Origin of the sequence: Bacteroides bouchesdurhonensis (genome assembly GCF_900155865.1) — a bacterium.
Taxonomy (GTDB): domain Bacteria; phylum Bacteroidota; class Bacteroidia; order Bacteroidales; family Bacteroidaceae; genus Bacteroides; species Bacteroides bouchesdurhonensis.
The window spans coordinates 1,206,756-1,220,499 of record NZ_LT707006.1 but is presented as its reverse complement, the minus strand read 5'-3'; the positions used below and the strand labels follow the sequence as shown (position 1 = coordinate 1,220,499).

The window sequence follows — 13,744 nt, the reverse complement described above, 5'->3', positions numbered from 1 at the left end:
TTATTTAACTATTTGATCGGCTACATTCATGGCAGACAGAATGGAAACACCCGCCCCACAACCTTCTTGCATCGGATTGAATCCAGACAAAATGGAGCCGATAGCATATAAATTACCTATTTTCTTACCTTGTATCATCGGATGAAAATCCACATCTGTTTTTACTCCGAAGTTCATGTATGGTTGAGAAGCAAAAACATCGGTTTGATACCAATTTGCACGATCTTCATCAAAGTAAACGTCTACATTAAACACCGGTTCATATACAGAGTCGGGACGGGCAATAATCCCCCGGCTAAAGAAACTTCCGGAAGCCAGTACATAATTATCTGCCGACAATTCAATATCACCATGATTCGTCGTAACTATTCCTTTTATCTGTCCGTCTACTATACTCCCACGTTCTACGGTATCTCCCATCATAAAAGTTCCTCCCAATTCAATAAAGCGGCGAGTTAATTGCTGCTGGGTACGTATTCCCGGCACAGAAGGGGGCATAGTGGCTACCAGACAAAGTGGTTTCGCCAATCGGTGCTTCAAATATTGCATCGGTATGGGAGATGACAAACCAAAAACGGCAGGAAGCACTAACATATCTACTTCGTCGCACATCGGATGAAGTGCCGCAACCAACTGATTAATTGATTCATACGAATCAAATACACGCGCTATATTAGCCGAACGCATTTCTGTAGGATTAGATCGCAATTTCTCTACGGGAGGCAAACTGATAGAAGAAACTGTACACATAGCCCCACGCGCCTCAAATGAATCTGCAATAAACTGTGTATAAAAGTCCAGAAATCCTTCAAAATTAATAACGGCTACACGCGACCAAGGAAACTTATCACGATTCTCAAACGTAGTAAAATCTTCAAATGTAAGCCAAGTTTGCTTTAACATTCCCATCGGAGTTAGTCGATAATGATTTCTATCCGAATTACCTTGTACTAAAACTCCACAACGTTCCATGAACTGATTGGTATCTTCTACATATTGCTTTACTTTCTCAACTCCAATCTTTCGATAAGGATGAAACTCTTCCAATCGTCCAATCGCCTCCAACGGATGAACAACTTCGGAACCATCGGGCAACTTACCCAATAAGTCCAAAGATCCGGAAGAAAAATGCAATGCACTTTGGCCGGTAGATATAATAACGCAGTTTTGTCCTTTCTCTTGCAAACGGATACCACAGACCAATCCGGCAAGCCCTCCTCCTATTATGATTGTATCAAATTTCATAAGTCTTTATCATTTTTTGTCAGTCGAGCCTAAATCACATACATTATCATACACCCATGCCGAAAACTGACTTTCACGCAGACATTCGCCCCAGGCAATGGGATACATACCTTTCCAACGCTCATTCAGAAAAGTAACTAAGTCCGCTTTTGCCCGACCGGAACACTGATGTGCCTTCCCTAATAATCCGGCAGCCCGACAAGCACAAAGTTCTCCCTGGCAGGTCCCCATCCCTAAACGAGTACGACGGCGAAGTGCAACCAACGTATCAGCATCCAACTCATTAAAAGCATAATCTACTTCACCGACCGTTACACTTTCGCACTCACACACAAGACTGTCATCAAATTTATTATTATTGGCTATTCTACTGGCAAGTTCACCATGACGTCCTTCTTCCGCCTTTCTCACCATTGAGATAGTGACAGCTTCTTTCTTATCCTTTACATCTACCGCCCCTCTTGATCCAGGTAACTCAACGTCAGCCGTCCGACAAACTTTATCTATACTTAGTTTCTTACAAACCAGATCGGTTGCCCATTCCGCCATCAACCGGTAAGTCATCAGCTTTCCGCCCGTAATGGTTACGAATCCATCAAGTCCATCGCGTTTTTCGTGATCCAACAAGACAATACCCCGGCTAATACTTCTACCGGAAGGATCATCATCGGCAGCCACCAAAGGACGAACTCCGGCATACGCACGAAGAATACGGGTCGTAGCCAATGAAGGTGCCAGCTTCTCTCCTTCTTCCAAAAGGATTTTCACTTCATCCGGAGTAACATGCATATGGTCAATCTCATCATATGGAATATGACTGGAGGTAGTACCAATTACACAAATGGTATCTCCCGGCACCAGAATATCCGCATCGGCAGGTTTACGGCAACGATTCAACACAACATTATTCACACGATGACCGAAAATCAACAAAGCTCCCTTAGCTGGGAACATATTTACTCTGACTCCTGCCAACTCTGCAATATGATGTCCCCAAATCCCCCCGGCATTCACAGTGACAGGTGCATAGAAGTTTTTCTTTTCTTTCGTTTTATGATCAAGCGCACAAACGCCGACTACACGATCCTGCTCTTTGATGAACTCAATCACTTCATGATAAGTTAGAGTCGTTGCCCCATGCATACGTGCATCCAATATATTGGCAATAGTCAATCGGAACGGATCAACGGAACCATCCGGGACTCTTACCGCCCCAATCAAACTAGGATTTGCCGAAGGCTCCAGAAGAAGTGCTTCCTTCGGGTCAATCGCTTCCGCTTCAATTCCCGCTTTCCGGCAGCTATTTATGAATGTTGTCTGATAATTTATATCATCTTCCGGTAAAGAAATAAATAAACCGGAAGTTCCTTCTACACAGTGACTTGCTATACGGCGCAAGATCATATTTTCTTTAATACATTCAGCAGCCGACTCCTGATCGTTAACCGCATACCGGGCACCACTATGCAGCAGTCCATGGTTACGACTAGTTGCACCATTCGTGTAATCAAAGCGTTCCAGCAGCAACACACGCAATCCACGCATCGCACAATCGCGAGCTGTGCCGGCTCCTGTCGCACCTCCCCCAATGACAATTACATCAAATTGCTCTTTATTCGCTCTATTTTCCATCAATATTTATTTTTTAAGCATGAAACAGCCTTTAACTATTTCGATTTACGCATCTATCATTTCGCTTTTATGCAAAAATAGATATTATTTTCGATATTACGAAACATTTATATTTTCTTTTTGCTATTATCCGCATTCTTTTCATCCTCAAAGCAAACCTGATTTCTCAGGAAAGAACAAAAAAACTTTCTTTTACGAAAAAAGAATAGTTATTTTTATCAAACTAATTATCTTTCTATGTATATTTGTAGCCTTCATAAGAACTAATAAGCGAATGAATGAAAGTAGAAAACGAAATTTAGTTAGTCAAATGAAATGTTTAACCTGATTATATAAAGGAATTATGGAGAATATTGAAATCTCAATTGAATTTAACCCTGAAATCATCCAACGGATTTACTCCATCATAAAAGAAGATCCGGACTATAAACCGAAACCATATAGACGAGGCATGTTAAGAATAGAACAAGCCTTGGAAGCTACCAGTGACACCAGAGCACTCCGTCTGGGAGATGGAATACTAGAAGAAGTCGCAGACTTGTTCACCAAACAATTCCCACGAAGAAAGGCAATTATTGTAGCCGATACAAATACATACGCTGCTGCCGGCAAACGAGTAGAGGAAGCTCTTCACAAAGCGAACATCGAACAAGAATCTCCATTCATTTTCGAATCCTCAACCTTACATGCAGAATATAGTTGTGTGACCGAATTAGTGGAATGCTTTAAGAAATGTGAAGCAATACCTATCGCGGTCGGTTCCGGCACAATTAATGACCTGACAAAACTTGCCTCCCACCTGGTAGGAAAAAGATATATGTGTGTAGCTACTGCTGCATCGATGGACGGATACACAGCTTACGGAGCTTCTATTCGTGCAAACGATATCAAACAATTATTTCCATGTGTCGCCCCGCAAGCCGTTCTAGTAGACACAGACGTCATTTTGCAGTCACCGACAAAGATGACTACTTCAGGCTATGCCGACTTACTTGCAAAAATGACCGCAGGTGCCGATTGGATTATTGCGGACTGGCTGGGAGTAGAGCCAATAGATGAAAAAGCATGGAAAATCACCCAAAGTGGTTTCCATGAAGCTTTACTACTGACCGAAAAGGCTTCTGTTCAGGATGAACACACCACGATTGCTAAATTAATGGAAGGTCTTATGCTGGGCGGATTTGCTATGCAACTAGTAAAAACTAACCGTCCCGCTTCAGGTGCCGAACATTTGCTTAGCAATTTTTGGGAATTGGAACGCCGGATCAAAAAGACAAAAGCAGTCAGCCATGGGGACCTCCTCAGCATTGGTATTCTTGCCATTACAGCATTTTATGAATGGGTAGTAAACGCCTCGCTTGAAGATTTGGATATACAGAAATGTTGTGCCAACTGGCCGGATGCAGAAGAATATGAACGCCAAGCCAAAGAAGCCATTTCCGAGATAGGTTTAAATGTTTGCATTCAGGAAGCAAAGGCAAAATACATCTCTCGTGAGCAACTTGGCATACAGCTTCAACAATTAAAAGAATACTGGCCGGAGATTCGTGAACGTTTGTCACAACAACTCATTCCTTACAGAGAAATGAAAGCAAAGATGAAACAAATAGGCCTACCCACCAATCCTGAAGAAGTCGGTATTTCAAGAACCCATTTACGACAGACATTTTTATGTACTCAATATATGAACCGTCGTTTCACCGTACTCGACCTGGCACTTCGCACCGGATATATGAATACCTGGCTGAATGGTTTATTCGGCAAGGGAAAGATCTGGGAAATTTGATTTCACACATAATTATAATAAGGTATAGACATTGAAAACGCCAGCCTGAGTTTACTGATAAGAGGTAAACTCAGGCTATTTTATTCATTAAACCCTCAATTTACTCTTGTAATCGAAAAGTAACAGAATCGAAGCTTTTACTTTCTTTTTATATTTAAAGCCCACATACAAATCCATTTTATAAGAAAATAATCATCTTTTTCCATTGGCAAACATTTCTTTTTCCATATATTTGCGACACAGAAAACAAATCAAACCGTTTAATCGAAAGTATTCGAAACACTCATACTTCAAAACGGTTTAATCTGTCAGACTAGAAAACCGCTTATTACTATGATGAAAATACACCTTTAAAATAAAACAGGAAAATGAGACAACTTACAACTACGCCTCAAGACGTTGCTAAAAAATTCCAATATTGGCAGACTCGGACGATTGTAGCTACAATGATAGGATATGCAATGTTTTATTTTGTTCGTAAGAACTTGAGTATCGCCATGCCAGCCATGCAACTCGAACTAGGTATCACTAAAACAGACCTAGGTTTATTTCTAACCTTACATGGATTGCTCTATGGCGTATCTCGCTTTGCAAACGGTATCTTGGGCGACCGAGTAAACTCCCGCTATTTTATGGTTACAGGTTTGGTTCTCTGTGCATTCTGTAACATTCTTTTCGGTTTTTCTTCCACAGTATTAATATTAGGTATTATGTGGGTACTAAACGGATGGTTCCAAGGCATGGGATTTCCTCCTTGTGTACGATTGCTAACGCATTGGATTCCCCCTAAACAACTGGCCACCAAAATGTCTATCTGGAACACATCCCATTCCATTGGAGCTGGTTTGGTTGTTATCATCTGCGGTTATGTAGTTAATCTGGGATGGCGTTGGTGCTTTTTCTTTCCTTCTATAGTTGCTTTGTTAGGTGCAGTTTTTTTATGGTTCGCCCTACGGGATACTCCTAGTTCAGTAGGACTCCCCGAACTAAACATTACCAAAAAAGAAAAGAAGGATGAAGACTCGAAAGAGTTCAAGCAAATCATTCGTAAACGAGTATTTTGCAATCCTTATATCTGGATATTAGCTTTTGCCAACTTCTTTGTATATACTGTTCGTTACGCCGTACTCGACTGGGGACCGACCTTATTGGGAGAATGGAAAGGTATTTCCATTGAACACGCCAGTTGGATGGTAGCAGGTTTTGAGATATCCGGTATTATCGGAATGTTGGTAGCCGGTTGGGCAACCGATCGTTTCTTTGGTGGACGCGGACCACGCGTATGTGTTATCTGTATGATTATGTCTACCGTATTTATCACTCTATTTTGGGGATTAAATCATCCGCCCATGTGGATGGCAGCTTTAATTCTAGGTTGTGCAGGTTTCTTTATTTACGGGCCGCAAGCTTTAGTAGGAATTGCCGCAGCCAATATCGCAACACAAGAAGCTGCTGCAAGTGCAGCAGGATTCACTGGACTGTTTGGTTACGCAAGTACATTAATCTCCGGTTGGGGGCTGGGACTACTAGCTCAAACAATGGGTTGGAACTATGCCATCGGTGCTTTAATTATTTTCGGTTCCATGGGAGCAGTTGTCTTTATGCTCGCTTGGAAAGCTAAAGCGAATGGCTATGAAGAGGACGAAAAGAAATAGAATAGTTTTATTTTTAATATCAAATAATATGATGAAAAGATTTGCTTTTTTTACAGTATTTACACTTGCAATGTGTACAATGGTATGTGCACAAGTCAAAGTGGTAGCCCACCGAGGCTATTGGACTACTCCGGGGTCTGCTCAGAATTCTATAGCCTCCATCACAAAAGCTGATGCTATCGGTGCATTTGGTTCTGAATTTGATGTATGGATGACTACAGATGGTAAACTGGTAGTCAATCACGACAAAAGCTTCAAAGGCGTAAACATGGAAACGACCCCATTTGCTGAAATACGCAAAGTATATCTGGATAATGGAGAACAGTTACCGACATTAGATGAATACTTAAAACATGCAGCAGCCAACACAAAAACTCGTCTCGTACTGGAAATGAAATCATTAACAGACATCAAAAGAGAAGATGAAGCCGCAGCTAAAATCGTAAAAGCTTTAAAGAAATATAAGGTACTGGACCGAACGGACATTATCGCTTTCTCTATTAATGCTTGTCTGACTTTCAAAAAATTACTTCCCGACACTAAGATTTATTACTTAGAGGGAGATATGGAACCGAAAAAGATTAAAAGATTAGGCTTTGCAGGTATCGATTATTCAATGGGAGCCATAAAGCAACATCCTGAATGGGTAAAAGAATCGCATAAACTCGGTCTGGAAGTAAATGTATGGACTGTAGATAAAGAAGATGATATGAAATATTTCATTGGTTTAGGTGTAGACTATATCACCACCAATCAGCCGGAACAATTACAAAAATTATTGGCTAAATAAAGAGATTGCTTTAAGAATAGCTAACAAAAGAGTACTTTTGCTGTTGTTTTAACAAAGAACCAGATAAAAGTGATTAAGATAAAGCAAAATACCGCGAATAAACGTATTCTCCAGATAGCTATTCCGTCCATCATCTCCAATATTACCGTACCGTTATTGGGGCTTATTGACGTTACTATTGTCGGTCATTTGGGAGCACCGTCCTACATTGGTGCCATAGCAGTGGGTGGTATGCTTTTCAATATCATATATTGGATTTTCGGTTTTCTGCGTATGGGAACCAGTGGAATGACTTCTCAGGCTTTCGGTAAGCAGGACTCAAACGAGGTAACACGATTATTAATCCGATCTGTAGGGATCGGATTATTTTTAGCTTTCTGTTTACTTTTGCTCCAATACCCTATTTGCAAGATAGCCTTTATGCTCATACATACCACTGATGAAGTGAAAGAACTGGCTACCCTCTACTTTTACATTTGTATCTGGGGAGCTCCTGCTATGTTGGGTTTATATGGTTTTGCCGGTTGGTTCATCGGCATGCAGAACTCCCGTTTTCCGATGTACATTGCCATCACTCAAAACATTGTGAATATCATTGTAAGTCTATGTTTGGTTTACTTGCTAGATATGAAAGTAGCAGGCGTAGCCACCGGAACTTTAATAGCACAGTATGCAGGCTTTTTAATGGCAATCTTATTATACTTACGCTACTATAAGCCTTATAAACAGCACATTACTTGGAAAGAAATTCTGCAAAAGAAAGCAATGAATCGTTTCTTCCAAGTTAATAGAGACATTTTTTTCCGAACACTTTGTCTGGTAGTTGTAACCATGTATTTCACTTCTGCCGGAGCAGCACAAGGGGAAATTGTATTGGCTGTAAACACCCTACTCATGCAATTATTTACTTTATTCTCTTACATCATGGATGGTTTTGCCTATGCCGGAGAAGCTTTAGCCGGGCGATATATAGGTGCCGGGAACCAAATCGCTCTTCACCGGATTGTACGCAAGCTTTTCCTTTGGGGATTCGGCCTTTCACTAGCATTTACATTACTTTATCTAGTAGGTGGAAAAGCATTTTTGGGCATATTAACCAATGAATCTTCAGTAATTAAGGAAGCAAACTCTTATTTTTATTGGGTGCTTGCCATTCCTCTCGCTGGTTTTTCCGCTTTCTTATGGGATGGAATCTTTATTGGTGCTACCGCCACTCGCCAAATGCTTATTTCTATGTTCATTGCATCTGCTTGCTTTTTTGGAGTTTACTATATATTTCATCATCTTCTTGGTAATCATGCACTATGGCTAGCTTTCCTTATTTATCTCTTCATGCGTGGAATTGTACAAACCTACTTGGGAAGAAAGGTCATATTTCTCTAATGAGATCCCATCTATCTGCTTCGTACATTTCTAAATCTATCTGCATCAAAAATAGGGACAGGACGACTTTCTCTTTCAGTTTTTATCTCTATCTTTGTCCGAAATTAAAAGTAAATCGATATGGCAAAGTATAAAAGAATCCTGCTAAAACTGAGCGGGGAAAGTCTGATGGGCGAAAAGCAATACGGCATTGACGAAAAAAGACTGGCTGAATATGCTGCTCAGATTAAGGATATTCACGAACAGGGAGTACAAATAGGTATTGTGATTGGCGGAGGTAATATTTTCCGCGGTTTGAGCGGAGCCAACAAAGGTTTCGATCGTGTGAAAGGTGATCAGATGGGAATGTTGGCTACCGTTATCAACAGTCTTGCATTAAGTTCCGCGCTAGTAGCAGCCGGAGTGAAAGCCCGCGTACTGACAGCCGTTCGTATGGAACCTATCGGTGAATTCTACAGCAAATGGAAAGCTATCGAATGCATGGAAAATGGTGAAATCGTTATCATGTCCGGCGGAACAGGTAATCCTTTCTTCACTACAGATACCGGCTCTTCTTTAAGAGGTATCGAAATCGAAGCAGATGTTATGTTGAAAGGCACCCGAGTAGACGGTATCTATACTGCCGACCCAGAAAAGGATCCGACTGCTACCAAGTTCCACGATATTACATATGACGAAGTATTAAAACGTGGCCTGAAAGTAATGGACCTGACCGCTACCTGTATGTGCAAAGAAAATAATCTGCCGATTGTAGTATTCGATATGGATACTGTTGGCAACTTAAAGAAAGTAATCAGTGGCGAAGAAATAGGAACTGTCGTTCACAACTAATCCTCTCCATTGGTATATTACCACGAATAACATGCTTTTTCACATAAACAATAAAGTAAGCGATCTTCAACTATGGATTCGCATTCTTATTTAATCAATGAAACTTCATGTTATTCGTGGTCTTTTTATTTCTCCTTCTCTATTTTATACCCCAAATGCTTTACCAACTTTATTGTATTTAAAGCAGTATTCCGGTCATATTCTTTCTCCCCTTCCGGCAATTCTTCATAAGGAACGAGACAAGGATGTTTTTTATGTACATCATCACGTTCCGGGCCATAAGTCCATCCTTCATCCATTCGGGATTTAGACCATACCTCATGTACATTCTTTGCAATCATTTCCGACAACTCAATAAGAGATTCGGGTAATTCTACTGATGAGAGGTCCATCGGAGAAGGAATATAAGTTTGTCTATTATCTTTCATATTTACTGTTATTTATAGATTATTTTGTCAGATACGTAATGCCAACTCACAAAGATAGCATTACTTATCAGATTTAATTCAACCCAAACAAATAAATAATCGGATAAGTTCAGGTTTCCCGCCCTGATCTTATCCGATTCGTATTTTCAGTAGAACCTCTTAATCCGCCAAAGGAGTAATACGTATATTCGTGATATTCATATTTTCTGTACGGAATTGCAGACGTTCCGGAGTCAATTTTTCACGATAAGAAACCATTGTACGTTTTCCGGCAATCTCCGTATCCACAAGAGAACCGTCAAACTTATCAGAGGCTTTGACTACCATACGTACCCTAAAAGGTTGGTCCGTATCAATCAAATTCTCAATGGCATAATTACGTCCTTGCTGTGGAGCACCACCTTCACGTAAAGAACGTTCACGAGTAGTCCAATCACCGGCAAAAGAGTATTGTGCTCGCTTTTCAGCACCATCCAGTTTCCATTCACAGGCATCCTGCATACCTTTATCAATAGAGGGCAACAAACAGACTGACAACTTTCCGCCAGAAGTAATCGGAGTGACATCAAAAGTTAATAAGAAAGAATGAGAAGGTAAAGTCTCTATCTTCGTCGAATTCTCCGGAATCGTTGTAACTTCCGTTGAGGTTGCAGGTAGCAATTCATCCATCCATTTCGTACCGATACGTCCTTCAGGCAATTGTACCAATTCATGAATGACTAATGGTCCGCCCCAAGCTTTCATCCACATCCATCCTGCCATCACAAAACGGTTGTCGAATATTTCCGTAATAGTCGGTACACACGAACCGTTATAAAAATCCGTACCTATTGCTACCATATCCTGATAAGCAGAATCCGGTTGCGCAGTTTGCTTAGACCATAGACGGGTGAAACCTCCGATAATATAATCATAATCTCCCCAATGGAAGAAGAAAGTACAGTCACCTCCTAAAGGGAAGTTCTCGTCCAAACAACGCCAGCCACCACTCACAGAATCAGAAGCCCACGTACCACGAGCACCATAATTGGCCAACATCTTCAAATTCCCTTTCGGATCGACATAGATACTTGGATTTTCACAAGGGTGAAACAAGACACCTGTCTTACGGAAATGAATGCCATCATCACTTACCGAATAAGAGGATCCCGCTGCAACGCCCGACATCTGATGGCGGTCAAAGTTACCTGTATGTCCATTATCCTCCAAGTACTTATACAGTTCGGGGAGTGTAGTTTCTTCACGAGGATAGATACGAGTGGTATGATAGCCATAGCTAATACAAAGCTGGTTATTGAAAACAAAAGGAGTACCTGTGCCAAATGTTTCCCATTGTTCTTCAATAGGCACAGCTGCCTCATGCTCTGTCCAATGCCGGAAATCCTTCGTTGAAAGATGTTCGAAATAATGTCCGCCCCGTCCGAACTTGCTTTGATGTCCGCGACGGTCATATAAATAGAAAAGATGATAAGTTCCGTCATGATACAGACTGACAACATCCCCTACCCACGCATTATGTCCGGTAGGTGTCCAGAATTGTACTTGGGGCTGTAATCCCGCTTCTGCTCCGCCCATGCGTTCGGGTTGTATAGCCGGATAAAACAACTCAGCTTGTGAAACAAATGTTGTGTCTATCTTCCAACGTTCCATTTTCTCCACCAGAGGATACCCTAAAGGGAAATCATTATCCAACAATTGCCCATCTACATACATAGTCCAACGAACACCGGAAAAGTTTAAAACAACTTCATGTTCTCCCCACGGTTGTTCCAACATAGCCAACGGAATACCTACTGTCATTCGTTCCATATGTCCATCCACCGGAGACTTTAATTCCAGCCCGGCTTCCAAAACCGGAACAGTACCATCCTGCATTTTATATGCCGGATAATTCTGCTTATTACGGTCGAAAGGATTATATTGTTTAAGGCAAACATCCAGTACTCCAGGTATTTCTATGAGATGACGGTCAAAAGTCGGTGTGCACAAGTTTACCTTACATTTAATCGTAAAACCTTTCTCTATATCTGAAAGAACAGGTAGCGTGCCTTCAACCGAATCTCCGTTCAATTGCGCTTGCGCTACGGCAGGCACATTTAAATTCCAATTATTATTCAGTAAATGTATTCGTGCTCCTTCCTGTTCACTACCGGTTTGTTCGCAAGAAATCATTCCTCCCGTCATTAGGGTACAAAGACCAATTATCCATACATATTTCTTCATACTTTCAATTGTGTTTCTATATAAATAAATCAATTATCCAAATGTTAGTTCCATACGCTTATCAGCCAATTGATACAGTTTACATAGCTTTAAGAGTAGCTTTCATATTTCTCCTATTATTCTAATAGTATCATTTGTGTTCTGTATCCGTAAAAATAGCAGGCGGAAAATCATATAATGCAGCCTGATCATCCGATGGATTTGTCATGTGCGTGTCCAAATCACCATACCAAAACAGAGTTGAAGCATAATCTACCTTCCCCCCATCCCAACTGATCAGTTCAAATTCAAACTTCAAATGTTCATTAAACGGTACATTATCCAAATTACGGGTACGGACAAAAGTATTATATCCCCGGGATGCCTCATCATCTTCTCTCGGAGCTCCTCCAAACGGATTAAAATAGACGTGAATAGGTGCGAAGGTCGTGTTATAATAATCTTCTGTACCACATCCGAAATGAGAAGGGAAAGTGTCGTTATCTATCCAAATATGCTCGTCACCTTCGCCATACCAGCGTGGGGAATGATTATAAAGAGACAACATATCGCCTTTAAAAACACCTTTTCCTTTCAACGTTCCCATATTATAGTCTATTCCGCAATTCGTAGGCAAGCCGTTTTCCTGTCGCCAGTCAGCATGGAAATAGAGTGTATTATTTTCCCATTTCCAATCGGAAAGACATGCTTTTACTTCCAAAGTAACCGGATAGCCGGAAATATTATTGACTTCAATTCTTGCTTGTTCCTGATAGGGCATCGCAAATCGCAAAAGCACTTTACCTTTGCCGTCTGCTTCCAAATAATAACTGTCCACAGCAGGAGCACCCATACCGGCACCAACAAGATCGCTTAATGGTACACGAACCGTTCTTTTGCCATCAAAAGAGATATTCACAATCAGTCCCCTCATCAATGAAGCATAATGAATGGAATCAAATTCTGAAACTTGGAATAGTAGACTACGGATAGCTTTTCCTCCTTTAGGTAATTCCATAAGGATGGATGCTCCGGCAGCCATAGACTCCTTCCGGCTGACCGGATTATCTCCATAAGTACGAGGGTGCATCAACTGATTGCTCACTTGTTGTGCTTCCGCCTGCAACTCATTCGCTTCTTCCAAAGTAAAAGTCCTGACTTCCGTATTCTTTGGATAGGTACGGCACGAAGCATGGAAGAAATAATCACGATCTACATTGTCTACCGTAATCTTGCAGCTTTTCGCATAAGGAAGCGGATAATAAAAACTGCTGCCTTGTGTCGTATCATAATGTTCGTGACGATAGAGTAATCCTTCAGGAATTGCCAATGGAAATTTAGCGATGTCATAAGCGGGAATTAAAATAGCAGCTTCTTTCGCTCCGTCAAAGTAGATACGCAAATTCGCTCCGTTAGCACCACCCGTTGTTATCATACGGGTAATGACTCCCGGACCTTCTTCGTCAAACAATACCTTTTCTACCCGACCGTTATTGACCTCATAACGAACAAAACCAGTGTTATCCCGATTTGCATGCCACGAAGAAGTGCCCGGAAGTACAGAACGCCTATCATAGCTAGAGACATGCTTGGTAGTAAAAGCCGGTTCCGGAAAAGCAACGTCCGCCTCTACAGATACCATTTCATCCAGCAAATTCTCTAAAGCTATGCAATTAGTTTTATCATTTCCCGAACTGCATGAACTTAATGCCATTAAGCATGAGCCTAATGCTATCCATAAGAAGCATACTGCTTTTACATACAAATTTCTTATTACCACTACACTCATACT

At 41.1% G+C, this 13,744-nt stretch carries 10 protein-coding genes; 5 read left to right on the top strand and 5 right to left on the bottom strand.

Annotated elements, in window-relative coordinates; all coding sequences use genetic code 11:
- On the bottom strand, positions 1-1,245 hold the full coding sequence (gene glpB / locus CZ225_RS04865) for a glycerol-3-phosphate dehydrogenase subunit GlpB (protein WP_077153176.1): 1,245 nt from the start codon (positions 1,243-1,245) through the stop codon (positions 1-3).
- A 9-nt stretch (positions 1,246-1,254) separates the two neighbouring features.
- Positions 1,255-2,877 carry an anaerobic glycerol-3-phosphate dehydrogenase subunit A gene (glpA, locus tag CZ225_RS04860; protein WP_077153175.1) on the bottom strand — a complete coding sequence of 541 codons (1,623 nt, stop codon included), beginning with the start codon at positions 2,875-2,877 and terminating at the stop codon, positions 1,255-1,257.
- A 343-nt stretch (positions 2,878-3,220) separates the two neighbouring features.
- Between glpA and CZ225_RS04855 the strand changes: the two genes are divergently transcribed.
- The 5 genes from CZ225_RS04855 (at position 3,221) to pyrH (ending at position 9,322) form a co-directional block, all read left to right on the top strand.
- Positions 3,221-4,663 carry a sn-glycerol-1-phosphate dehydrogenase gene (locus CZ225_RS04855; RefSeq protein ID WP_234982998.1) on the top strand — a complete coding sequence of 481 codons (1,443 nt, stop codon included), beginning with the start codon at positions 3,221-3,223 and terminating at the stop codon, positions 4,661-4,663.
- A gap of 368 nt (positions 4,664-5,031) precedes the next feature.
- Entirely contained in the window at positions 5,032-6,318 is a 1,287-nt protein-coding gene (locus CZ225_RS04850; RefSeq protein WP_077153174.1) for an MFS transporter, read from the top strand.
- Positions 6,319-6,346: 28 nt separating this feature from the next.
- Entirely contained in the window at positions 6,347-7,108 is a 762-nt protein-coding gene (locus CZ225_RS04845; protein ID WP_025074087.1) for a glycerophosphodiester phosphodiesterase family protein, read from the top strand.
- Positions 7,109-7,177: 69 nt separating this feature from the next.
- A complete protein-coding gene (locus CZ225_RS04840) occupies positions 7,178-8,491 on the top strand; it encodes an MATE family efflux transporter (RefSeq protein WP_077153173.1) in 1,314 nt (437 codons plus the stop codon).
- A 120-nt stretch (positions 8,492-8,611) separates the two neighbouring features.
- Positions 8,612-9,322, top strand: a complete 711-nt coding sequence (gene pyrH, locus CZ225_RS04835; RefSeq protein ID WP_025074088.1) for a UMP kinase — start codon at positions 8,612-8,614, stop codon at positions 9,320-9,322.
- A 125-nt stretch (positions 9,323-9,447) separates the two neighbouring features.
- On the opposite strand, the gene CZ225_RS04830 is transcribed toward pyrH, so the two are convergent.
- From CZ225_RS04830 to CZ225_RS04820, 3 genes are all read right to left on the bottom strand, one after another.
- Positions 9,448-9,750 (bottom strand): RyR domain-containing protein, encoded by a 303-nt coding sequence (locus CZ225_RS04830; protein WP_025074089.1) that lies wholly within the window; start codon positions 9,748-9,750, stop codon positions 9,448-9,450.
- Between the two features lie 159 nt (positions 9,751-9,909).
- Positions 9,910-11,973 (bottom strand): glycoside hydrolase family protein, encoded by a 2,064-nt coding sequence (locus tag CZ225_RS04825; protein ID WP_077153172.1) that lies wholly within the window; start codon positions 11,971-11,973, stop codon positions 9,910-9,912.
- A 130-nt stretch (positions 11,974-12,103) separates the two neighbouring features.
- A complete protein-coding gene (locus CZ225_RS04820) occupies positions 12,104-13,741 on the bottom strand; it encodes a glycoside hydrolase family 172 protein (RefSeq protein ID WP_234982997.1) in 1,638 nt (545 codons plus the stop codon).
- Between the last annotated feature and the right edge of the window lie 3 nt (positions 13,742-13,744).